Annotated in this window: 22 protein-coding genes and 1 pseudogene; 12 read left to right on the top strand and 11 right to left on the bottom strand. The window is 70.5% G+C overall.

Annotated features, from left to right (window positions below; genetic code table 11):
- From ACFWP5_RS32750 to ACFWP5_RS32720, 7 genes are all read right to left on the bottom strand, one after another.
- On the bottom strand, positions 1-1335 hold the full coding sequence (locus ACFWP5_RS32750; RefSeq protein WP_384164762.1) for an NtaA/DmoA family FMN-dependent monooxygenase: 1335 nt from the start codon (positions 1333-1335) through the stop codon (positions 1-3).
- Complete coding sequence (locus ACFWP5_RS32745; RefSeq protein ID WP_384164759.1) at positions 1332-1991, bottom strand: cysteine hydrolase family protein; 660 nt, start codon at positions 1989-1991, stop codon at positions 1332-1334. The genes ACFWP5_RS32750 and ACFWP5_RS32745 overlap by 4 nt, the downstream gene beginning before the upstream one ends.
- Positions 1991-3052 (bottom strand): LLM class flavin-dependent oxidoreductase, encoded by a 1062-nt coding sequence (locus ACFWP5_RS32740; RefSeq protein ID WP_384164756.1) that lies wholly within the window; start codon positions 3050-3052, stop codon positions 1991-1993. Before ACFWP5_RS32740 ends, ACFWP5_RS32745 begins: the two co-directional genes overlap by 1 nt.
- A gap of 89 nt (positions 3053-3141) precedes the next feature.
- On the bottom strand, positions 3142-4263 hold the full coding sequence (locus ACFWP5_RS32735; protein WP_384164753.1) for an ABC transporter substrate-binding protein: 1122 nt from the start codon (positions 4261-4263) through the stop codon (positions 3142-3144).
- A gap of 135 nt (positions 4264-4398) precedes the next feature.
- Positions 4399-5256: an ABC transporter permease gene (locus ACFWP5_RS32730; RefSeq protein WP_384164750.1), complete on the bottom strand. Its 858-nt coding sequence runs from the start codon at positions 5254-5256 to the stop codon at positions 4399-4401.
- Between the two features lie 17 nt (positions 5257-5273).
- Positions 5274-6098 carry an ABC transporter ATP-binding protein gene (locus ACFWP5_RS32725; RefSeq protein ID WP_384164747.1) on the bottom strand — a complete coding sequence of 275 codons (825 nt, stop codon included), beginning with the start codon at positions 6096-6098 and terminating at the stop codon, positions 5274-5276.
- Between the two features lie 150 nt (positions 6099-6248).
- On the bottom strand, positions 6249-6704 hold the full coding sequence (locus ACFWP5_RS32720) for a hypothetical protein (RefSeq protein WP_384164744.1): 456 nt from the start codon (positions 6702-6704) through the stop codon (positions 6249-6251).
- A 77-nt stretch (positions 6705-6781) separates the two neighbouring features.
- Here ACFWP5_RS32720 and ACFWP5_RS32715 point away from each other — a divergent pair, with 77 nt between their 5' ends.
- The 7 genes from ACFWP5_RS32715 (at position 6782) to ACFWP5_RS32685 (ending at position 14163) form a co-directional block, all read left to right on the top strand.
- Positions 6782-7420, top strand: coding sequence for a TetR/AcrR family transcriptional regulator (locus tag ACFWP5_RS32715; protein WP_384164741.1), 639 nt, complete (start codon positions 6782-6784; stop codon positions 7418-7420).
- Between the two features lie 121 nt (positions 7421-7541).
- Positions 7542-8153, top strand: coding sequence for a TIGR03086 family metal-binding protein (locus ACFWP5_RS32710; RefSeq protein WP_384164738.1), 612 nt, complete (start codon positions 7542-7544; stop codon positions 8151-8153).
- A gap of 133 nt (positions 8154-8286) precedes the next feature.
- Positions 8287-9075, top strand: coding sequence for a DUF4142 domain-containing protein (locus tag ACFWP5_RS32705; RefSeq protein ID WP_384164736.1), 789 nt, complete (start codon positions 8287-8289; stop codon positions 9073-9075).
- A 166-nt stretch (positions 9076-9241) separates the two neighbouring features.
- Positions 9242-10627, top strand: a complete 1386-nt coding sequence (locus ACFWP5_RS32700) for a DUF692 domain-containing protein (RefSeq protein WP_384164733.1) — start codon at positions 9242-9244, stop codon at positions 10625-10627.
- 116 nt (positions 10628-10743) lie between these two features.
- On the top strand, positions 10744-11514 hold the full coding sequence (locus tag ACFWP5_RS32695; RefSeq protein ID WP_384164730.1) for a DUF4142 domain-containing protein: 771 nt from the start codon (positions 10744-10746) through the stop codon (positions 11512-11514).
- 128 nt (positions 11515-11642) lie between these two features.
- Complete coding sequence (locus ACFWP5_RS32690) at positions 11643-12434, top strand: TIGR04222 domain-containing membrane protein (protein ID WP_384164727.1); 792 nt, start codon at positions 11643-11645, stop codon at positions 12432-12434.
- 133 nt (positions 12435-12567) lie between these two features.
- Positions 12568-14163 carry an alpha/beta hydrolase gene (locus tag ACFWP5_RS32685; protein ID WP_384164724.1) on the top strand — a complete coding sequence of 532 codons (1596 nt, stop codon included), beginning with the start codon at positions 12568-12570 and terminating at the stop codon, positions 14161-14163.
- A gap of 65 nt (positions 14164-14228) precedes the next feature.
- Here ACFWP5_RS32685 and hemQ read toward each other — a convergent pair whose 3' ends face one another.
- A complete protein-coding gene (gene hemQ, locus ACFWP5_RS32680) occupies positions 14229-14960 on the bottom strand; it encodes a hydrogen peroxide-dependent heme synthase (protein WP_384164721.1) in 732 nt (243 codons plus the stop codon).
- Between the two features lie 4 nt (positions 14961-14964).
- On the bottom strand, positions 14965-16395 hold the full coding sequence (gene hemG / locus ACFWP5_RS32675; protein ID WP_384164718.1) for a protoporphyrinogen oxidase: 1431 nt from the start codon (positions 16393-16395) through the stop codon (positions 14965-14967).
- Positions 16396-16568: 173 nt separating this feature from the next.
- Between hemG and ACFWP5_RS32670 the strand changes: the two genes are divergently transcribed.
- Both ACFWP5_RS32670 and ACFWP5_RS32665 read left to right on the top strand, forming a co-directional pair.
- Positions 16569-17531, top strand: a complete 963-nt coding sequence (locus ACFWP5_RS32670; protein ID WP_384164715.1) for a DUF4349 domain-containing protein — start codon at positions 16569-16571, stop codon at positions 17529-17531.
- Positions 17532-17558: 27 nt separating this feature from the next.
- A complete protein-coding gene (locus tag ACFWP5_RS32665) occupies positions 17559-18959 on the top strand; it encodes an FAD-dependent oxidoreductase (protein WP_384164712.1) in 1401 nt (466 codons plus the stop codon).
- 6 nt (positions 18960-18965) lie between these two features.
- Here the strand turns inward: ACFWP5_RS32665 and ACFWP5_RS32660 are convergent, their stop codons facing one another.
- A complete protein-coding gene (locus ACFWP5_RS32660; protein WP_384164709.1) occupies positions 18966-19289 on the bottom strand; it encodes a hypothetical protein in 324 nt (107 codons plus the stop codon).
- Positions 19290-19414: 125 nt separating this feature from the next.
- Between ACFWP5_RS32660 and ACFWP5_RS32655 the strand changes: the two genes are divergently transcribed.
- Positions 19415-20239 carry a rhomboid family intramembrane serine protease gene (locus tag ACFWP5_RS32655; RefSeq protein ID WP_384164706.1) on the top strand — a complete coding sequence of 275 codons (825 nt, stop codon included), beginning with the start codon at positions 19415-19417 and terminating at the stop codon, positions 20237-20239.
- A gap of 6 nt (positions 20240-20245) precedes the next feature.
- Here the strand turns inward: ACFWP5_RS32655 and hemE are convergent, their stop codons facing one another.
- The gene (gene hemE, locus ACFWP5_RS32650) at positions 20246-21313 is read right to left on the bottom strand and encodes a uroporphyrinogen decarboxylase (protein ID WP_384164703.1); all 1068 of its coding nucleotides are present in this window, start codon (positions 21311-21313) and stop codon (positions 20246-20248) included.
- A gap of 146 nt (positions 21314-21459) precedes the next feature.
- Between hemE and ACFWP5_RS32645 the strand changes: the two genes are divergently transcribed.
- Both ACFWP5_RS32645 and ACFWP5_RS32640 read left to right on the top strand, forming a co-directional pair.
- A complete protein-coding gene (locus ACFWP5_RS32645; protein WP_384164700.1) occupies positions 21460-22086 on the top strand; it encodes a DUF3000 domain-containing protein in 627 nt (208 codons plus the stop codon).
- Between the two features lie 237 nt (positions 22087-22323).
- Positions 22324-22974: pseudogene (locus tag ACFWP5_RS32640) on the top strand (LuxR C-terminal-related transcriptional regulator); the annotation flags it as partial.
- Between the last annotated feature and the right edge of the window lie 71 nt (positions 22975-23045).

Genomic DNA, 23045 nt, shown 5'->3' with positions numbered 1-23045 from the left:
TCAAACTGCCAGGTTCTCGCGGAGAGTTGGCCCTTGGTACGCCGGTGCGAGCGCACCCCGGCGGCGCAGTTCGGGCAGCAGCAGTTCGCTGATCCCGGCGAAGCCGGAGGGCATGGCCAGCGGGCTGGAGAACATGAAGCCGCCGCGCGACCCGGTCGCGGCGAAGTTCTCCTCCAACGCGTCGGCCACGGCGGCCGGGTCGCCGACGACACTGTGGTCCAGGCCCGTCGCCCGCCCCCGTCCGTACGCGAAGAACTCGCTACGGCTCATGGTGTGGTCCGCGCCGAACTCCGCGACGAGCGAGCCGACGATTCCCGCGGGACTCGCGTTGGCCGCCGCCAACTCGTCGCGCAACTCTCCCAATTGGAAGGAGTTGGGGAGCGTCGAGAAGTCGTAACCGGCGTTGTGCGAAAGATAGGTGGCGACGGCCTCCTCGTTCCAGAACTCGTGCACCGCCTCGCAACGCGCCAGCGCCTCGGCCTTGGTGCGGCCGACGATCACCTGGGTCGCCCAGAGGATGCCCACGTGTTCCGGGTCCCGCCCCTCGGCGAGGAGCGCCTCGTCGAGCAGTTTGCGGTGGCGCTGCTGGCCGGCGAGGTTGCCGCCGAAGCCGAAGACGAGGTCGGCGAAGCGGGCCGAAGCGGCAATGCCACGCGGGGAGTTGCCCGCCTGGATGATGAGCGGGTGGTACTGCGGGCCGGGTACCGACGCGAGCGGACCCTTGACGGTGAAGAAGCGCCCGTCGTGGTCGATGGGGTGGACCTTCTCGGGGTCGGCGAACCGGCCGGTGCTCCGGTCGCGGACTATGGCGTCCGGCGCGACGGAGTCCCACAACGCCCGGCAGACGTCGACGAATTCCTCCATCCGCTCGTAACGCAGGTCGTGGTCCATCAGTTCGGTGAACCCGTAGTTCGCCGCGTCGGCGCCGCGCGTGGAGGCGACCACGTTGAAGGCGATCCGGCCGCCGGTCACATGGTCGAGCGAGTTCAACAGCCGGGCGACGTAGAAGGGATGCATGAAGGTCGAGGAGTACGTCAGTCCGAAGCCGACCTTCTCCGTCACCGTGGACATCGCGGCGATCACCGGCGCCATGTCGTGGCGCGGCCACTGGATGCCCCACTCCACGGCCGGGGCGATGCTGCCCCGCCAGGTGCTGGGGATGCCGCTGCCGTCGCCGAAGAACAGCAGGCCCACGCCCGCGCGTTCGGCGGTCTGCGCCAGTTCCATGAACATGCGGACGTCCGGGAAGTCCCGCCCGATCCAGGAGCCCTGGCGGGCCCAGGCGCCCTCGGTGTGGGTGAAGGAGAGGTCGTAGCCGATGTGCATTCCGGTCATCGCGCGGCCTTCTTCCACAGCTCGGCCACTTCGTCGGCGTCGCTCAGCAGGGCCACGTTCAGGCCCAGTTGGAACAGGGCGGCGGCATTGACGTGGTGGTCGTAGGCGGTCGTCGTGTCCTGCGGTACGACGACGGGCCAGTCGAGTTGGACGGCGTCCTGCGCGGTCGCGTACACACAGCACTCGCTCGTGAGGCCCACGACGGTGAGCCAGCCGTAGCCGGCCGCGCGCAGCCGCGCGTCGAGATCGGTGCCGAGGAAGCCGCTGTAACCGCGCTTGACCACCCGCAACTCCCCGTCGGCAGGCCGCATTTGATACCACTCGGCGCCGGGTGTGCCGATCCGGCACGGCTCGTCCGGGCTCATGGGCGCGTCGTAGTCGCCCTCGCGCAGCCAGTTGCTCGACCGCCAGGGCCGCGCCGGGTCGCTGCCCAACTCGACCCAGACGACGGGCACTTCGGCGGCGCGTGCGGCATCGACGAGGTCGGCGATACGGGTGACCGTCCGGGCCAGGGTCGCCAGCGCCGCGTCCGTCAGGCCGTACGCCTCCAGCCGGTCCGGATCGGCGAAGTCGCGTTGCACGTCGACCACGACGAGAGCGGGCCTGCCGAACAGCCCGGCCAGCTGGGCGAGTTGTCTGTCCCGCAGGTCGGACATCAGGCCGCCACCTCGTCGCGGTCGCGCAGCGCGGGCAGCACGGTCTCGCCGAACAGCAGCATGTCCTCGTCGTACTCCGGGAAGATCAGCATGAGTCCGTCGAGGTCGGCCTCCCGCACGATGTACTCGATGTGCTCGGTGACCGTACGGGCACTGCCGGCGACGTACGGCGTCTGGAAGGCCGCCTCCCCGTCGGCTCCGTCGGCCCACGCGCGGGCCTGGTCCGCGGGGACGCCCCAGGTGTGGCGCATATGGGCGAGCGCCTCGCGGTCGACGCCGACGCCCCATTCCTTGACCTTCTTGACGGCCAGTTCGTCGGTGTCGTCCTGGACGACGGTGAGCATCGAATACGTCTTGCAGACACGGCCGTTGGCCTTCGCCCGCGCATGCACGTCCGCGGAGAGCGACCGCATGTCGTCGAGGCTGTCGGCGGCGAGAAAGGCACCGTCGGCATACCGGGCCTGGAAGCGGCGCGCGTCCTCGGACCGCCCCGCGCTGATGACGGTCGGCCGCGTCTCCGGATGCGGACGGGACTCACAGTCCACGAGGTCGAAGTACGGGGTGCGCAGGGTGACCGAGTCCTCGGTCCACAGCCGGGTGACCGCCTCCGTCCACAGCTCCGTCATCCGGTAACGGTCCTCGTGGCTCAACTCCGGGTCCCAGTCCCCGAATTGCTCGAACTCCCCCGCGTACGAGCCGTTCACGATGTTCATGCCGGCCCGGCCGCCGGAGATGTCCTGGAGGGTGGTGAGCATCTTCGCCGCGACGGCGGGGTTGTGGATGTTGGCGTGCAGGGTCGCCCAGATCTTGACCCGGCTGGTCGCCTCGGCGAGCGCCGCCATCATCGTCATCGACTCCAGCGAGCGGCCCCAGTGGTCCGTACTCCCGCCGAAACCACGCCACTTGGCCATCGACATCACGAAGTCGAGCCCGATGCTCTCCGCGTGCACGGCGGCACGCTTGTTGTACGCGTAGGTCGCCTCGGGATGCGGCGCGGTGGTGGACAGCATCCAGCCGCCGTTCCCGATGGGAAGGAAGATTCCGTATTCTTTCGCGGGCACGTCACGGGCCTTTCTGCGGCTCTTTCACGGGCTTTCCCACGGCTCAACGGCCATGGCTCCACGGCTCTTTGGGCAGCTTCTCCACGGCTTTACGGCGCGGGCCAGACGAGCTTGTCGCCGCTGTAGATGCCCTTGACGAAGGACGTGTCGAACCACCCCGTGGCCTTGGCGGCGGTCACACTGCTCGGCACGATCTTGAACTGGTGCAGCATGTCGACGAGTTGGCCGACGTTGTCGGTGTCGATACCGCCCATCGGCTGTCCGGGCGTCGGGTTCTCCTTGACGACCTGCGTCTCGGTCTTCCAGATCGTCGCGTTCAGCTTCTTGTCGTAGGTCGGGCCGGACAACTTGGCCGCGTAGCCGACGCATTCGGTGATGTGCGCCTCGCTGGAGGAGCAGTACTCGTACGCGTGCAGTGCGGCCCGCAACACGTCCTCGACGGCGTGCGGATGCGCCTTGGCGAACGCCGGGTTGACCGCCATCGCGCCGATCGAGCTCGGGATCTTGTAGTCGACCGGCTTCCACACGGTGACGTCCTTGCCGGCCGCCTTGAGCTGGTTGGGCTCGTTGGAGACGAACCCGGTGAGCGCTTCGAGACCGCCCTGCTTGCGCGGCAGCACGGAGGGGTCGTACCCCTCCTTGACCAGCTTGAGCGAGTCCCACTTCACGCCGGCCTTGACCAGCATCGCCTCGACGGTGGCGGGGACATACCCCTTGTGCCCGACGACCTTCCCGTCGAGCTGGGTCAGATCGGTGATGTCCTTGTTGGTCATCAGAATGTCGAGCCCGGCATTCGAGTACGAGGAAATCCCCTTGATGTCAATGCCGTTGGCCTGCGCCTGGATCAGATCCTGCTCGGAGATCGCGGACACGGTCGCCTGTCCACCTGCGAGCAGCTTGGTGTTCTGCGCGGTGTCACCGGAACCGGGCTTGAGGTCGACGGTGAGGCAAAGGTCCTTGAAATACCCCAACTTGGCGGCGGCGATGTACTCAAGGATCGAGACCGACGACTGGAACTGGTACCCGGACAGATACGTGATCTTCCCGGCCGCCTTGTTCTCAGCACACCGCTTGGCGGAGATCGCGGACCCGGCCGAGCCGGCGGAGGAACTGCCATCGGAACCGGATCCACATCCCGCAACCCCAACAGCCAACGCGGCGGCGGCCAGAGGCGCGAGTCCAGATCTGACGAGGCGATGAGAATGACGCATGGGTGACTCCAAACTGGCGATAACGCCGGGAGGTTGATTGAAATGGGGCCCAGACAGGCGCCCCGTAAGGGGCGCGGGGAACTGCGCGACCAGCCCCCACCGGGCCCGCAGGTTCAAACGGCCGAGCCGGCGCAGCTACTCCTGCGCGCTGTCGTGCCAATGCAGCACACGCCGCTCAACAACCGTGACGGCGAGCAACAGCAGCACACCCATCACCGCAAGCACGAGGATCGAGGCGTAAACAACCGGGAGTTGATTCATGGACGAGGCCACACTGATCGCGGTACCGAGACCTCCGGTGGACCCCGACGCCGACATCTCCGCCACCACCGCCCCGATGATCGACAGCGGAAAGACGATCCGCAGCGCGGCAAAGAGGTACGGCAGCGCGTTGGGAACGCGCACGTGCCACAGCAACTCGACCCGGCTCGCGTCCATCGTCCGGTACACCTGCAACACCTGCTGCGGCACAGACCGCAGCCCCGTAGCGGTGTTGATGAGAATCGGAAAGAAACAGATCAGCCCGGTGATGATCAGCTTGGGCATTGGCCCGAAGCCGAAAGCCACTACCAGGGCCGGTGCGATCGCCACCAGCGGAGTGACGTTGAGGACGACAGCGATCGGCATCACCGCCCGCCGCACCAGCGGAAGTTCACTGGTCAGCACCGCGAGGACGAACGCGCCGACGAACCCCATCCCCAGCCCGGCCGTAGCCTCGCCGAGGGTGACAAGGGCGTTGTGGACGTAGTACCCGAGATCGCCGGACAGGGAGCTGCCGACATCGGACAACGGCGGCAGCAGATACGGAAGTTGCCCGGCTCCCCAGTGCCAGAGGCCGGCGAGGAGCGCCAGCATCACGACAAGCGGCAGCCATACGGCGGGCCGGATCCACGCGATCCGCGACCTCGGGTGCTTCAGGCTGAAGCGGGACGGTTCGGCGGGCGGCGGTGTCTTCGCCGCGGGAGCGGTGGTGCGTTCGTCGGCTACGGTCATGTCCCTCACGCCCCCACTCACGCGGCTTCGCTGTGCCAGGCGCGGCGCAGCCGCTCTCTCACCAGGTCCTCGTATTCGTGGAACCGCCGTTCCCCGAAGAGCCGTTCACCGCGCGGCCGGGGCAGGTCGATGTCGATGCTCTCGACGATGCGGCCGGGGTTCGGCGCCATGACGACGACGGTGTCGGAGAGCCGTACGGCCTCGGACACGGAGTGGGTGACGAACAGGACGGTCGTCCTCAACTCCTCCCACAGGTCAAGGAGTTGGTCTTGAAGGCTTTCGCGGGTGAACTCGTCGAGCGCCGAGAAGGGTTCGTCCATGACGAGCACGTCGGGTCGCAGACCGAACGCCCGCACGATCGCGGCGCGTTGGCGCATGCCGCCGGACAACTGGGCCGGGAGTTTGTGCAGGGCGTCGCCGAGACCGGCCTTGACGAGGAGTTCCCTCATGTCGGGAACCGCCGTCTGCCGTTCGGCGAAGTCGGCGATGCGTTCGCGGCGCTTCCCCGCACCCCGGTTGATCTTCTGCGGCAGTGTGACGTTACGCAGGACGGACAGCCACGGCAGCAGCGCGGGGCTCTGCGGCACGAGTCCGATCATCTTGGCCGCGCACGCCTGTGCCGGTGTCACCCCGTGCACCGACACCGCGCCGAGGTCCGGCTGTTCGAGCCCCGCGACGAGACGCAGCAGCGTCGATTTTCCGCAGCCGCTGGGGCCGATGAGACTGACGAAACGGCCCGACGGCACCGTCAGGTGGACGTCGTCGAGGGCCGTGGTCGCGGCGGACCCGAAGCCGTAGACCCGTCGTACCGACCGCAGTTCGAGTGCTGGCGTACCAGTCACCTTCACGCTCCCATCCATGTCGCGGGCACAAGTGCCCGATCCTGGAAGTCGGAGAGCGTGCGTAGCGAGTGCGACTGACTGCCACGCGGAAATCCGCTTAGGTGCCTCCGACCGTAGGAAGATTGTGTTTCGGGACAGCGCAGTTGACTGTTACGGGCGTTTTACGTCTGGCTTCGCGGGAGGTCGCAGGGGGGTGACCGTGCTGCCGTCGAAGACGTGGATCTCGATCCCGAGGTCGGCCGCGGCCCGTGCCACCCAGCCGCCGAGCGCCTGCACGATCAGCTCGGTGACCAGCAGTACCGCGCGCTCGGCGGTCGGTACGGAGTCCCGCAGCCAGAGCAGTTTGAACATGTCCGCCATGACCTTGTTGCGGTAGGCGGGCTTGTACGCTCCCTGGTTGCTGACCAGTTGGACGAGCACGCGGCAGCCTGCGTCGAGCCCCTCGACCTCGACCCGGCTGCCGTCGGGCAGCATGAGGGGCTTAGGCCGCAGCGGCGTACCGAGGTGGTCGCCGAGCGCGAGCAGCATGCGGCGCTCGACGGAACCCTCGGCGAACCGGCTCCACTCGGTGGGGGCGTCCAGGACGATCAGGTGCACCCGCCGCATCCTAGGAAGGGGTCGTTTCCCCCGTGTTGCTTAGGGTGGACCACCATGAGATCCGGCGGAGTGACGAGGATGCGGCGATGACACGACTCGACGGCCGGGTCGAGCGGGGCAACCGCACCCGGCAACTCGTCCTGCGCCGCACCGTCGACATCGCCTCCGTCGAGGGCCTGGAGGCGCTGTCCGTGGGCCGGTTGGCCACCGAGCTGCACCTCAGCAAGAGCGGGGTGTTCGCGCTCTTCGGCTCCAAGCAGGAGCTGCAACTGGCCACCGTGCGCGAGGCCGCCCGCATCTACACGGAGAAAGTCATCAGGCCCGCCGCCGAAGTCCCGGCCGGAGTAGGCCGGTTGTGGCGCCTGTGCGAGTTGTGGCTGGAGTACTCACGGGGGCGGGTCTTCCCCGGTGGCTGCTTCTTCTACGAGGTCATCGCCGAGTTCGACGCCCGGTCCGGGCCGGTGCACGACGCGGTGGTCGGCGCACAGCGCGACTGGACGGCCCTCGTGGAGCGGACGGCCGCCGACGCCCGGGACACGGGCGAGTTGCGGGCCGACACCGACATACCCCAACTCGCCTTCGAGATCGTCGCGTTGATGGAGATGTCCAACGCGGTCTCCGTACTGCACGACGAGGAGATCGCGTACCGCCGGGCCCGTATCGGCATAGCGGCACGACTGCGCTGCGCGGCCACGGATCCGTCGACGGCTCCTCAAGTCCCCTGACATACAAGGCATTTCCCCTCCCCGCATACAGTGCCCTTCCCATATGCAGAGCACTTCCCCCTCGCCACTTCGGCCGAAAACAAGTAGCACGATCGTTCGCACAGTTTTAGGCTCAGGCCCCATGACTGCCACCGGAACGGACATCGTCGAGCTCGACCGGATCGCCGTGTACGAGGCTTTGCGCGTAGTGGAGTTGGCGCAGGAGGAGGACTGGGAGCGGGACACCCCCTGCGCGGGATGGAACCTGCGGCGGCTCGTGGCGCACATGGCCGCGCAGCATCACGGGTTCGCTGCCGCCGCACGCGGCGCGGGCCACGACAGGGCGTACTGGCGGGAGCCGGAGGACATGAGCGAGCCGGCCCGGACGCACCGCGCGGCGGCCACGGCCGTCCTCGCCGCGTTCGCCGAACCCGGCGCCACCGAGCGGGAGTTCACCCTGCCGGAGCTGGGCGCGAGCTTTCCCGGGCGGACGGCGATCGGTTTCCACTTCATCGACTACGTCGTCCACGCCTGGGACGTCGCCGCCACCCTCGGCACAGCACCGGGCCTGTCGGACGACGTCCTGGACATCGCCCTGGTCGTGGCCCGACTGGTGCCCACCGACCCGGCCGGACGCGGACCGGGATTCGCCTTCGCCCCACCGCTCGACGTACCGCCGGAGGCCGGCCCGCTCGACGAGGCGCTACGGCTGCTGGGCCGGACGCCGGAGCGCTGGCCCACGAGGATGCGCTGAACTCGCTTCCTTTGCCTGCCCTTTGGGCGAAGCCGCCCTCCCTTTGAACAAGACGAGCGCCCCGCTCGTACCTCCTGGCACTGGCCACGCGTCAACTTCTCCAACGACCAGTTGGTTTCCCCGGGAGGCTCCCTTGCGTCGTATCAACGGTACGGCTGTGTTCATCGCGGCCATCGTCGCCACCACCGGCGCACTCGCCTTTCCCGTGTGGTCGTACGCCGACCGTGGGGGCACCGGGCAGGCGAACGTGGCGGCGAGCACCGTGAACACCGAGTGGGGGCCGCTGACGGCCGCCGACCGGGATCTGATCGTGCGGGTGCGGCTGGCCGGGCTGTGGGAGCTGCCGGCCGGCCAGCAGGCGATCGAGCGGGCGCCCAACCAGGCGATCAAGGAGGCCGGTGACCACCTCATCGTCGGCCACACCGACCTCGACAAGCGGGTGCGGATCATCGCGGCCCGGCTCGGTGTCGCGCTGCCGAACGTGCCGAACGAGCAACAGCAGGGCTGGCTGCAGGAGTTGAGCGCGGCGACCGGCGCCGAGTACGAGTACAAGTTCGCCAACCTGCTGCGCGCCGCGCACGGCAAGATCTTCCCGGCCATCGGCGCCGTACGGAACACCACGCGGAACACACTCGTGCGGCAGCTTGCGTCGGACGCCAACCAGACCGTGCTCGACCACATCACGATGCTGGAGAAGACCGGTCGGGTCGACTTCGACGCCATCGCCAACGAGATCGCCAACGCCTCGACCGCCAGCCCGACCGGCCCCGTGGCACCGGTGCCCGGCCAGGTGGCGCCCTCGGCGCCGGCCGCCGAGGCGAGCGCGAACATCGGCGCCACCTCGCGGCCGTCCCCGGCGGCGCCGGGCACGGTCAACACCGGCCGACCGGATCCGGTCGACTCGAACGGCGTGCTGGGTTAGGCCTGTCCCGGCCGTCCGGGTACCGGCCCCGAACCTCAAATGTTGCTCTGAAAGTGACGCGGCCGAGGTTCGGGGCCCGGCCCGTGGGCGATACCCCCGTCACACCGAACAGCGGACTTGTGGAGTTCATGGGGTTCATGGCTCGCCAGGAGGACGGGGACGGACGATGGAGCGACTGGGAACGGGCATCGGCTGGCGGCCGGAGATCGCGGACGCCGTGGAGCGCATGCCGGGCATCGACTGGGTCGAGGCCGTGGCCGAGAACGTCTGCCCCGGCCACCTCCCCGAATCCCTGCTACGGCTGCGCGAGCGCGGCGTGACCGTGATCCCGCACGGCGTCTCCCTGGGCCTCGGCGGCGCCGACCGGCCGGACGAGGGCAGGCTGACGGCGCTCGCCGAGCGGGCCGGGGCGCTGGGCTCGCCGCTGGTCACGGAGCACATCGCGTTCGTCCGCGCGGGCGGCCCCCTGACCGCCTCCCCGCTCCTCGAAGCCGGCCACCTGCTGCCCGTACCGCGCACCCGGGACGCCCTCGACGTGCTCTGCGAGAACATCCGCATCGCCCAGGACGCACTGCCCGTGCCGCTCGCCGTCGAGAACATCGCCGCGCTGCTGGCCTGGCCGGGCGAGGAGATGACCGAGGGACAGTTCCTCTACGACCTGGCCGACCGCACCGGCGTACGGCTCCTCATCGACGTCGCCAACCTGCACACCAACCACGTCAACCGCGGCGAGGACCCGGCCAAGGCGCTCGCCGAACTCCCGGTCGAGGCCATCGCGTACGTCCATGTCGCGGGCGGCGTCGAACGCGACGGCGTCTGGCACGACACCCACGCCCACCCCGTCCCGGCCCCCGTCCTCGCCATCCTGACCGACCTGGCGTCCCGCGTCTCCCCGCCGGGAGTGCTGCTGGAGCGCGACGACAACTTCCCCGAACCGGCCGAGCTGGAGCGGGAGTTGGGGGCTATTCGGGGAGCGCTGACCAAGGGGTGGGCGCGGCAGGCCACGAGCAGCGGGCCCTCGCCGAAGGCGAAGGCCATACGGGCCGCAGGGCTGCCGAAGGCGGCACCCGCGCCCCAGGCCACCGCCGCCGCTCCGCCCACCTCCCCCACTCCCCCGGCCGCACCGCAGATCTCCGACTCCGCCCGCCAACGCCTCGCCCTCGCGCAGACCGCCCTGCTCTCCGCCCTGGTCGCCGGCACTCCCGTCCCCGACGGGTTCGACCGGGTGCGGCTCGGTGTGCAGGCGCGGGCGCTCGGGGTGAAGCGGGCCGATGTGGTGGCGAAGGTGGCCCCCGAACTGCCGGAGATTCTCGGGGACACGTACCGGCCGGCCTTCCTCGCGTACGCGCACTCGCACCCGATGACCGGCGGTTACCGGCGTGACGCGCTGGACTTCGCCGGGCAGGTGCTGCTCTCGGGCGGGCCCGAGGACGCCGAGGTGCGGCGGGCGTTGCGGGAGTGGTGGCTGGAGCGCTCGGGACCGGCCCCGCGTTCGACGCGGCCCACGGTCCGGCTCGCCCGCGCCACCCGGCGGGTGCTGCTGCGCCGCTGAGGGGGGGCGAAGCGGGGCTGACGTGGGGCCTTGGAAGGTGACAGTGACTCCACAGTAATGTTGTGGTCCCGCACGAGAAGCGCACTCACGTGCGGTGCCGTAACAGGAGGCACCCCATGCGACCGCGACCCCCCGTAAAGGGCCGAGGCATATTCAGTGGCACCGGCGTCATCGTCATGGGCCTGACCGCGACCCTGGCCGCGCTGGTCTTCCCGGTCTGGTCCTACGCCGACCGGTCCGGGACGACCGGCGCCGGCGTGCTCAGCGACCAGACCGTGACGACGCAGTACGGGCCGTTGTCCGCCCTGGACCGGGACTTCGTCACCAAGGTCCGGCTGGCCGGGCTGTGGGAACTGCCGGCCGGCCTGCAGGCCGAGGAGAAGGGCACGACCGCGGCCGTACGGACGGCGGGGCAGCACCTCATCGACGGCCACACGTTCCTGGACGAGCGGGTGCGTGATGTCGCCGCCCGGCTCGGGGTGCCGCTGCCCAACCAGCCCAACGCGCAGCAACAACAGTGGCTCGCCACGCTCAACGCGGCGCAGGGCGTGGACTTCGACCGCAAGTTCGCCAACATCCTGCGCCTCGCGCACGGCAGGGTGTTCACGGTGGTCGCGCAGGTCCGCGCCACGACTCAGAACTCCCTGGTCCGCGCCCTCGCCGACGACGCGAACACGACCGTCCTGGACCACATCAAGGTCCTGGAGGCCACCGGGTACGTCGACTTCGCGACGCTGGCGAGGGACATGGCGGCGTCGAGCTCGCCCGCGCCCACCAGTTCCTCCGTGTCCGACCCCGGCCAGGTCGTCCCGCTGACCCCGTCGGTCTCCCCGACCTACACACTCCCGCCGGCCGCCTCCAGCCCACTGGCGTCGGCCCAGCCGTAGAACTGTCGCGGACGTGGTTCGTTCGTAGTTCGTTTCCGGACAATCGGAACGTCACATACCGACAACGCTCTGTCCGGATTGCGAACAAGGCATGGCGTCGCACTGGGCCTTTGGCATAGAAACTTGGCATGTTCTGGGTCCTTCTCCTGCTCCTGGCCTGGGCCGTCGCCGGCACGGCGTGCACGCGGCTGTGCCTGGCCGCCGTCAGAGCGGCGGCCGTCGACGCCGACGACGCGGGCACAGGACACGATCTGACGCTCTACGAGGCGGCGTTCCTGTCCGGCGGTCCCGCGCGGGTCGCCGATCTGACGCTGGTCTCCATGGCGCGCCAGCACCGGCTGCTGCTCGCACACACCGGCTGGGCGACCGTCGTCGACCCGCGTGGCCGGGACGCCATCGAGCGGTCGGTGATAGGCGCGATCGGCCCCGAGGGGCAGTCCCGGATCGGCCCGGTGCGGGCCACCGCGGCGGCCACGGACGCGGTCCGCGACGTCGCGGACCGGCTCGTCGACGCGGGTCTCGCCGTACCGGACGGGAGCAGTACGACGGTTGCGTCCGGGGTACGGCAGGTGCGGGGCGCCGCGCTCGTCGTGCTCGCGCTGGGCGCGACCGCGCTGCTGACGCCGGGGGCCGAGATGCCGCGGGGGCTGGTCGCGCTCTGGTTCGCGCTGCCGCTGGCCCTCACGCTGAGCTGTCTGGCCATCGCGCGGGTCGAGGTGCACCCGTACTCCCGCTGGGCCTCCCCGGCCGGTCAGCGGCTGCTGGGCACGCTGGCCCGGCACGCGGGCGGCGGGGACGACCGTACGTATCTGACGTCCGTCGCCGTACGCGGCATCCGCGCGGTCGGCGAGCCGGATCTGCGGGCGGCCTTCGCGCATCGCGAGCAGTACCGCGAGCAGTTCGACGAGTGGCGCCCCTGACCACAGCGTGAAGGCGCTCCCGGGGGCGCACAGGGGTCATTGGGGCCGACACCGCCCGATGGTGCTTGCCTTCGCCAACAACCGAACGAAACATCCCTTTTGTTGCTGCCGTGCTCCGAAGGGATACCCCACCATGCGAGCCGCCGCCCTGTACTCGGCCGCCGGGTCCTTGCTCCTGACCACCCTCGCCGCCGCCCCGGCCACCGGTACTCCGGGCGTTCCCGGCACCCGGGCCGCCGAGCTGACCGGCACCGCGCTCGCCGCCGCGCACGCCCGGGCGGCGGGCATCACCTTCGGGAAGTGCCCCGACGCGCAGGACATGCCCGGCACGATGGAGTGCGGCACGGTCTCCGTCCCGCTCGACTACGCGCACCCCGACGGCAAGCAGATCAAACTGACCGTCAGCCGCGCCCGCGCCACCCACAAGGACCCGCAGAACAGCAAGCGCAGAGTCCCCCGCCAGGGCTCCCTGGTCTACAACCCGGGCGGCCCCGGCGCCTCCGGCCTCTACTTCCCGCTGATCGGCATGCTCCCCGAGTGGAAGCGCATCGCGTCGGCCTACGACCTCGTCGGCTACGCCCCGCGCGGCGTCGACCGCTCGGCACCGCTGTCCTGCGAGGACCCCAAGCACTTCTTCAAAGCGCCCTCACAGTCGCCGACGTACCCCTCGGAGTCGTACAAGAAGGAACGCGTCGCCGAGGCCAAGGCCTACGCGCGCGGCTGCGCCAAGCGCTCCGGCAGCAAGCTCCGCTTCTACAACTCCCTGAACAACGCCCGCGACCTGGACGTCCTGCGCGCCGCGCTCGGCGAGGACCGGCTGACGTTCATGGGCGCGTCCTACGGGACCTACTTCGGGGCGCTGTACGCGACGCTGTTCCCCTCGCACGTACGGCGGATGGTGTTCGACTCGGCGGTGAACCCGGACCCCGAGCAGATCTGGTACCGCAACAACCTCGACCAGTCGGCCGCGTTCGAGGGCCGCTGGACGGACTTCCGGGAGTGGATCGCCAAGCACGACGACGTCTACGGCCTCGGGGACACGGCGGAGAAGGTGCTCGGCAGCTACCGCAAGGCGGAGGCGCGGCTCGCCGAGAAGCCCGCGGGCGGCAAGGTGGGACCGGCGCAGTTGCAGGGCGCGATCCTGTCGGCGGGGTACTACGACGACTACTGGCCGCACAGCGCCGCCGCGCTGTCGTCGTACCTGAAGGGCGACCCGAAGCAGCTGATCCAGCAGGCCGGGCCGACCCCGGAGGCGGCCGCCGAGGCGGAGAACGGCAACGCGGTCTACACGGCCGTCGAGTGCAACGACGCGCCCTGGCCGACCGATTGGCAGACCTGGGACCGGGACAACACCCGGCTCGCGCGCGTGGCGCCGTTCGAGACGTGGGACAACGTGTGGATGAACCTGCCCTGCGCGTACTGGCCCGAGCCGCGGCAGCAGCCCCTCGATGTGCGGACCGGTCCCGGTGAGCTGCCGCCGGTGCTGATCATGGCGGCCGAGCGGGATGCGGCTACGCCGTACGACGGGGCGCTGGAACTGCAACGGCGGTTGTCCGACTCGGTGTTGGTGACCGAGCGGGATGCGGGGACGCACGGGATCGCGGGTGGGGCCAACAAGTGCGTCAACGGGTACCTGGACGCGTATCTGCTGGAAGGGCGGTTGCCGGAGCGGCGGGCGGCTTGTGCGCCGCATGCTGAGCCGAAGGCTGCGCGACCGGGTAGTTCGTAAACCGCGGCCCGGTGGGGGCTGGTCGCGCAGTTCCCCGCGCCCCTAAAAGCTAAAAGGCAGGGCAACTAGGCCAGGCCCGCTACCAAGTCGCCGATGTCCTTGCGGCGGCCCGTGTAGAAGGGGACCTCCTCGCGGACGTGCATGCGGGTCTCGGAGGCGCGCAGGTGGCGCATGAGGTCGACGATGCGGTACAGCTCGTCGGCCTCGAAGGCGAGGAGCCATTCGTAGTCGCCGAGCGAGAACGAGGCGACCGTGTTGGCGCGCACGTCCGGGAAGCCGCGGGCCATCTTGCCGTGGTCGGCGAGCATGCGGCGGCGGTCCTCGTCGGGCAGCAGGTACCAGTCGTAGGAGCGCACGAACGGGTACACGCTGATGTAGTTGCGCGGCGTCTCGTCGGCCAGGAAGGCCGGGACGTGCGAGCGGTTGAACTCGGCGGGGCGGTGCAGCGCCATGTTCGACCAGACCGGCTCCAGGGCGCGGCCGAGCTTCGTGCGGCGGAAGAGGTTGTACGCCTCCTGCAGCTGGTCGGCGGTCTCGGCGTGCCACCAGACCATGAGGTCGGCGTCGGCACGCAGGCCCGACACGTCGTACGTGCCGCGGACCGTCACGTCCTTCGCGGCGAGCTGGTCGAACAGCTCCTGGACCTCGTCGGCGTATCCGGCACGGTCCTCGGGCAGCACGTCCTTCAGCTTGAAGACGGACCACAGCGTGTAGCGGATGACCTCGTTGAGGTCCTTGGCCAGCTTGCCCTTGTTCGGGATACGGCCGGGCTCGGTGGTGGGGGCGTCGTCGCTCATGGGGCTATTCTCCCGCTCCGCCGGACGCGCTCGGCACCGGGTCACCGGTCAGCCGGTCGACGGCCGCGTACGCGCTCGCGATGGTGGCCGGGATGCCGACACCGTCGTACGCGGCGCCGCAGACGGCGAGGCCGGGCAGCTTGCCGACGTGTTCGCGGACGCGGGCCACGCGCGCGTGGTGGCCGACCGGGTACTGCGGCAGGCCGTCGGTCCAGCGGGTGACGCGGGTGGCGAGGGGCGTGGCGTCGAGGCCGGTGGCCTCGCGCAGGTCGTGCCGGGAGACGTCGACGAGGCCGGCGTCGTCGCGCTCCAGGACCGTCGTCTCGCCGTACCGTCCCACCGAGGTGCGCAGGACCAGCACGTCCGGGTTCTCGTCGGCGATCCAGCCCCACTTCTGGGAGGCGAAGGTGGACGCCTTGATGGTGCGGCCGTCGACGGGCGGCACCAGGAAGCCGCTGCCCTGGGGGAGGTCGATGTCGGCGCGGCGGTAGGCGAGGGTGATCAGGGCCATCGAGGCGTACTCGACGGCGCCCAACTCGGCCGCGGCGCCCGGTGCTTCGGGCCGCAGCAGCTCGGCGGCGACCGGCGCGGGTACGGCGACGATCACCCCGTCGGCGTCGAGCACGCGGTCTCCGGCGACGACCCGCCAGCCCGATGCACCGCTCCGGCGCAGTTCCGTCACCGGTGTCCCGGTGAGGATCTCGGCGCCCCGCGCGCGCACCGACTCCGCGACGGCGAGCGGCAGTTGGCCCACTCCGCCCTGGATGCCCATGAAGACCGGGCCGGTCTGCTGTGCGGCGGCGGCGCGCTCCTGGATGTCCCGGACGGCTTCGGTGAGGGAGTCGTGGGCCTTCGCGGCCTGGAACAACTGCGGGACGGCGGAGCGCATCGAGATGCGGTACGCGTCGCCCGCGTAGACCCCGCCCAGGAGGGGCTCGACGAGGCGGTCGACGACCTCGCGGCCCAGGCGCGCCGCCACGTACTCCCCGACCGCGACGTCGTCGCCGACCTCCGTGCGGGGCAGGTCGGCGTCGCGCTCGATGCGGTGCAGGCCCTCGTCCGAGAGGACTCCGGAGAGGGCGGACGCGGTGCCGGGGACGCCCATGACGTGGCCCTTGGGCATGGGGCGCAGGGCACCCCGGGTCCAGATCGACGCGGTGGCCGTGGCGGGCGCCTGAAGACGGTCGGTGAGGCCCACCTCGCGGGCCAGCGCGACGGCCTCGGGGCGGCGGGCCAGCATCGACTCGGCGCCGAGGTCCACGCGCGCGCCCGCGATCTCACCGGGCAGCAGCTTGCCGCCGACCCGCTCCGACGCCTCGACGACGGTCACGCGCACGCCTCTGTCCAGCAGCCGGTGTGCGGCGGCCAGCCCGCCGATCCCGGCGCCGATGACGACGACATGCCCTGTGCCCGTACGAGTCTCCACTTCGCGCATACCCCCAGCCTCTCAGACCCCACTGACAGTCCGACTCCGGCCCGTCGTCCGGCCCGGTGTCCGACGCGAGTTCCGACCGTGACCTCATCGGAACCGTTTCCCGCCAACGTCCCGGCCGGTCCCGGCGTCGAAGGTGCGTCAGTCGTCACGACGAACCTCCGGGGGTCCGCCACATGCGCGCACACCACTCCATACGACCCGTCCAGGCCCTGGCCGGACTGTTGCTGGCCTCGGCGCTCGCGCTGGCCGGGTGCGGCAGCGGCGCCAACGACAAGAGTGCCGGCGACTCCGGCGCAGGCGCCGCCGACAAGGCCGTCGCTCCAGGAGCCCAGCAGGAGGGCGCGGCGGGCAGCGGCAACGCCAGGAACACCAAGGCCGTGCCCAAGCTCACCGCGAGCAGCATCATCCGTACCGCCTCCCTCTCCGTGCGGGTCAAGGACGTACCGAAGGCCCTCGACGAGGCCCGGACCACCACCGAGAACGCGGGCGGATTCGTCGGCAACGAGTCGACCAGCCGCGACGGGCAGGGCCACGAGCGCACGCGGGTCGTCCTGCGCGTGCCCACCGACAAGTACGACGAGGTCCTCGCCGACCTGGAGGGCGCGGGCAAGCTTCTGGACCGCACCGCGAAGGCGCAGGACGTCACCGACCAGGTCGTGGACGTGGAGAGCCGCATCACCTCGCAGCGGGCCAGCGTGGCACGCGTGCGTGAACTGATGGACCGGGCCACCAAGCTCAGCGACGTGGTGGAGCTGGAGGGCGAGTTGAGCACCCGCGAGTCCGACCTGGAGGCCCTGCTCGCCCAGCAGGCCTCCCTGAAGGACCGCACCAGCCTGGCCACGATCACCCTGTCCCTGTCGCAGACCCCGGTGGCCAAGGCCGCCGCGAAGGACGACAGCCCCGGCTTCGTCGACGCCATGGCGGGCGGCTGGCACATCTTCGTGACGATGCTGCGCTGGATCGCCCTGACGCTCGGCGCGGTACTGCCGTTCGCGGCCCTGGCGGCGCTGGCGCTCGTCGTGTGGCTCCGTCTCGTACGACCGCGTAGGGCCGCGACCGTTCCGGCGGCCACCGGGGTGGGCCCGCTGCCGGCGGCCCGGCCGGTGCGCGAGGAGGAGCAGGGCGGACAGGACTGAAATGATCGGCGCCCGTAGCGTGTTCGCATGAGCATGAGCCGTGCGAGGGGTACCCGGGAACGACTGGTCGTCATCGGCGGAGACGCCGCGGGCATGTCCGCGGCGTCACAGGCCCGCCGCCTCAAGGGGCCGGACGAGCTGGAGATCGTGGCCTTCGAGCGCGGCCACTTCACCTCGTACTCGGCGTGCGGCATCCCCTACTGGGTGGGCGGCGACGTGTCCGCTCCGGAGGAGTTGATCGCCCGCACCCCCGAGGAGCACCGCGAGCGCGACATCGACCTGCGCATGCGCACCGAGGTCGTGGAGCTCGACATCGCGGGCGGGCGGGTACGCGCGCGTGACGTCGATTCCGGGGACGAGTCCTGGACGTCGTACGACAAGCTCGTGATCGGGACCGGGGCGCGGCCGATCCGCCCCGACATGCCCGGGGTGGACGCGCCCGGGGTGCACGGGGTGCAGACGCTCGACGACGGGCAGGCGCTGCTCGACTCGCTGGCACGCACGCGTGGGCGTCGCGCTGTGGTGGTCGGGGCCGGGTACATCGGGGTCGAGATGGCGGAGGCGTTCGTCAACCGCGGATATGACGTCACCGTCGTCAACCGGGGCAAGGAGCCGATGTCCACGCTCGACCCGGACATGGGGCGGCTGGTGCACAAGGCGATGGAGGGCCTGGGCATCACCATGGTCAACGACGCCCGGGTCACCGAGCTGCTCACCGGCGACGACGGGCGGGTGCGGGCCGTGGTCACCGAGGACGCGGAGTATCGGGCGGACGTCGTGGTGATGGGGATCGGCGTACGCCCGGAGACGACCCTCGCGAAGGCGGCCGGGCTGCCTGTCGGGCAGCACGACGGGCTGCTCACCGACCTGGCGATGCGGGTGCGCGGGCACGAGAACATCTGGGCCGGCGGCGACTGCGTCGAGGTGCTCGACCTGGTCTCCGGACAGGAGCGGCACATCGCCCTGGGCACCCATGCGAACAAGCACGGGCAGGTCATCGGCACCAATGCGGGCGGCGGTTACGCCACCTTCCCGGGGGTGGTCGGTACTGCCGTGAGCAAGGTGTGCGACCTGGAGATCGCGCGAACCGGGCTGCGCGAGAAGGACGCCCGGCGGGCGGGCCTGCAGTTCGAGGCGGTCACCATCGAGTCGACCAGCCGCGCGGGCTACTACCCGGAGGCCTCCCTCATGACGGTGAAGATGCTCGCCGAGCGCCGTACCGGCCGTCTCCTGGGCGTGCAGATCGTCGGCCGGGAGGGCGCCGCGAAGCGTGTCGACATCGCGGCGGTCGCCCTCACGGCCCGTATGACGGTGGAACAGATGACGGCCCTGGACCTGGGGTACGCCCCGCCGTTCTCCCCGGTGTGGGACCCGGTCCTGGTGGCGGCCAGAAAGGCGACCGCCAAGGTCCAGGCCGGCGTGCGCTGAGGGTGCCTATGCCGTTCCGTTGATGCGGTCTATGGCCTGCCGTGCCTGCTCGGCCGGCGGCCTGGCCGGCAGCGACGAGACCGACGCGCTCGGCGGCACCATCGCGGCGGGCTGAGCCCCCGCCGGCTTGGCGTGGGCCCCCAGCGCGTTGGACCGCAGCCGGTTGCTCACCGCCTCGTCCAGGGTCACCGGCCGCTGCATCTGCGCGGCCAGCCGTCCCGCCTCCTGGCCGAGCCGGGCGACGTCCTCCCAGGGGAGGCGCACCACCAGGGAGATCTCGGCCTCGCCGTCGGGCGTGGCGGTCATCTGAGGGGAAATACGGTCGTTCATCGCCTGTTCCTCACGTCGTCCCCGCGACACGCCTTCCCCGCACCGCGGGCGGTTGAGGAGTCATACGCACAGGCGGACGGCGGTGTTCACCGGTTCGCCGCGCGTATCGGGGGCACTAATCCCTTGTGGTCATCCCCGTCCATGACGTGAACCCGGTGCGCCGCACCCCTTGGGTGACGTATGCGCTCATCGCCGCGAACGTGCTCGTCTTCCTGTCCACACCCGGAATGGCGGGTTCCGTGGCAGGCGGCAGCGACCTCTCGCAGCTGTGCCATCTGCAGGCGTTCCTGGACCACTACGCGGCCGTACCGCGGGAGTTGATCCACCATCAGATGCCGCAGATCGTCCCGACCGGCGCCGTCCAGGCCGGCCCCGGCGGCGCGAGCTGCGCGGCCGGCCCGCCGTCCTACGACAAGTCGGCCCCGCTGAGCGTCTTCACCGCGATGTTCCTGCACGGCAGCTGGATCCACCTGCTGGGCAACATGCTGTTCCTGATGATCTTCGGCAACAACGTCGAGGACCGCATGGGCCACATCCGCTACACGCTCTTCTACGTCGTCTGCGGCTACGCGGCGGGCTACGGCTTCGCGCTGCTCAACGACAACTCGGCCGACCCGCTGATCGGCGCCTCCGGGGCGATCGCCGGAGTCCTGGGCGCCTATCTGGTGCTGTACGCGAAGGCCAGGGTGTGGGTCCTGGTGCCGTTCCTGTTCTTCCTGCCGCTGCGCCTGCCGGCCTGGCTGGTGCTGGGCTTCTGGTTCGTGCTCCAGGCGTTCTACTCGTCCGGCGAGGGCGTCTCCGACGCGGGCACCGTGGCGTACGAGGCGCATGTCGTCGGGTTCCTCGTGGGCATGCTGCTCGCCTGGCCGCTCAAGGCGGGCACACCCCCGCCGCCGGAACCGCGCGGCCTGCTGTTCGGCAGGCGGGCGAGGCCCCGGCACACGTGGTGAGCGCGCTTATCGGACCGTCTGCGTGTGGACGTACTCGACGAGCCGGGTGAGCGAGTCCGGGTCGGTGGACGGCATCACGCCGTGCCCGAGGTTGAAGATGTGCCCCTCCAGGCCCTCCGCCGACGTGAGCACCTCACGGGTCTTGGCCTCGACGGCCTCCGTGGAGGCGAACAGGACGGTCGGGTCGAGGTTGCCCTGGAGCGCCTTGCCGGGGCCGACGCGGCGGGCGGCCTCGTCTAGCGGGACGCGCCAGTCGACGCCGACGACATCCGCGCCGGCCTCGCCCATCAGGCCGAGCAGCTCGCCGGTGCCGACGCCGAAGTGGATGCGCGGGACGCCGTAGCCCTCGACCGCGCGGAAGACCTTCGCGGAGGCGGGGAGGACCGAGCGGCGGTAGTCGGCCGGGGCGAGGGCGCCGGCCCAGGAGTCGAAGACCTGGACGGCGCTGGCGCCCGCCTCGATCTGGACCTTGAGGAAGGCGGCCGTGATGTCGGCGAGGCGGTCGAGGAGGTCGGCCCAGAGCTCGGGGTCGCCGTACATGATCGCCTTGGCGTTCTCGTACGTGCGGGACGGGCCGCCCTCGATGAGGTAGCTCGCGAGGGTGAACGGTGCGCCGGCGAAGCCGATGAGGGGGGTCGGGCCGAGCTCGGCGGTCAGCAGGCCGATGGCCTCCGTGACGTAGGAGACGTCATCGGGGGTGAGGTCGCGGAGCTGGTCGAGGTCGGCGCGGGTGCGGATCGGCTTCTCGACGACCGGGCCGACGCCGGGCTTGATGTCGAGGTCGATGCCGATGGCCTTGAGTGGGACGACGATGTCGCTGAAGTAGACCGCCGCGTCCACGCCGTGCCTGCGCACCGGCTGGAGTGTGATCTCGGCGACCAGGTCGGGCCGCGTGCAGGAGTCGAGCATCGCGATGCCCTCGCGCGCCTTGTGGTACTCCGGCAGCGAGCGCCCGGCCTGCCGCATGAACCACACGGGCGTGTGCGGCACGGGTTCACGCCTGCACGCCTTCATGAAGGCGGAGTCGTAAGTGGCGGTCGGCTGCTGGCCCGCGGGGCTCTGATTGGCACTCACGGGGCAAGTCTCGCACGGCGCCAGAAGGCGATTACACGGTGTGCTGGGCCGAAGAGCGGGTGTCTAGTCCCGCACGATGCCTCCGTTCCCCTTAATCTTCCCGCATGGCTGCGGCTCAGGGACGATTGTCGGATGGCGCTGACGGGATGGACGACTCCAAGGAGGGGGACCGGGATGGGGGCGGTGCGGCGCCGCCGGCTTTCCAGGCAGCGGTCCAGGCCCTGCGGAACAGCCGGCTGAGGCCGCAGATCGAGATCGATCCGACGCCCGCGCCACAGCGGCTCGCCCCCTTCGCGTACGCCCTGGAGGCCGCGGTCGTCGACGGCGAACAGGACCTGGCCGACGGCCGCCTGGTACTGCTGCACGACCCGGACGGGCACGACGCCTGGCACGGCACGTTCCGGCTGGTGACGCTGGTGCGCGCCGAGTTGGAACCGGAGATGGCGGCGGACCCTCTGCTGCCCGACGTGTGCTGGTCATGGCTGACCGGCGCGCTCCAGGCGCGCGGACTGACGTACGGCGAGGCGAGCGGCACCGTCACGCGGGCCGGCTCCCACTACTTCGGCGGACTCTCCGAGCGGCCGTCCGCCTCCCAGATCGAGATCCGTGCCTCGTGGACACCTCGCGAGGGGCTCGGCGGTGTCCCGGACACGGCGGCGCATCTGGCCTCCTGGTGCGATCTGTTGGCCCAGGTCGCGGGCCTGCCGCCGGCGGGTCCGGGCGACGCGTCCATCGTCACGCTCCCGCAACGCCGGGGCCCGCAGTCACGCTGAGCCTTACCCGGGTCACACCGAGGTCTCACCGACCACTTGCGGTGTCTTTGTCGATACGGCCACTTTCAATCAGGAGTGACCCCTCGAACGAACCGTTTCGTTCACCGAACGATCGACAGCGTGTCCGAATTGCACTGATTGCTACTCACTAAATCGTGATCTTTCTCTAAAGGACCGCGGGTTTGGTGCCGAAGACGACTGTGACCTTGAAAGTCGTCCCACACCCCAGGAGGCCTGGTGTCCGTTCTCCTCGAGCAGCCCGCAAGCCTGGTCGCCTACCGCCCGAACAAGCCGACCGCCATGGTGGTCGTGGCCGACCCGCGCGTACGCTCCACCGTCACCCGCCACCTGTGGGCGCTCGGTGTGCGCGACGTCATCGAGGCCTCGTCCGTCGCGGAGGCTCGTCCCCGCATCGGCAACCCCCGCGACATCTGTGTGGCAGACGTCCACCTTCCCGACGGCTCCGGTCTCACCCTGCTCTCCGAGACCAGAGCCGCAGGCTGGCCCAACGGCCTGGCCCTGTCCGCCGCCGACGACATCGGCGCCGTGCGCAACGCCCTCGCGGGCGGCGTCAAGGGCTACGTCGTCACCGGCACCCGCACCAACGTCGGGCTCCCCACCCGACCCGGCGTCGCCCCCATCGGCTCCGCCGCCGCCCGTATGCACCGCCGCCCCCCGGGTTCCCCGAGCCACCCGGGTGGCTACCGCGAACTGTCCGGCCGTGAGGTCGAGGTCCTGCGCCTGGTCGCGGAGGGCCAGTCGAACAAGGCGATCGGCGTCTCCATGGGCCTGTCCGCACTGACCGTCAAGAGCCACCTCGCCCGCATCGCCCGCAAGCTCGGCACGGGTGACCGCGCCGGCATGGTCGCGGTGGCGCTGCGCACCGGCGGGCTCCTGCGGTTGGTGGAACCCGCCTGGCGGCACGATGTCCCGTCCCTGCTGCGGGAGTTGGAGACCGG

It is taken from the genome of Streptomyces sp. NPDC058469, assembly GCF_042721125.1.
Classification (GTDB): domain Bacteria; phylum Actinomycetota; class Actinomycetes; order Streptomycetales; family Streptomycetaceae; genus Streptomyces.
This window is presented reverse-complemented; position numbering and strand designations above follow the sequence as displayed.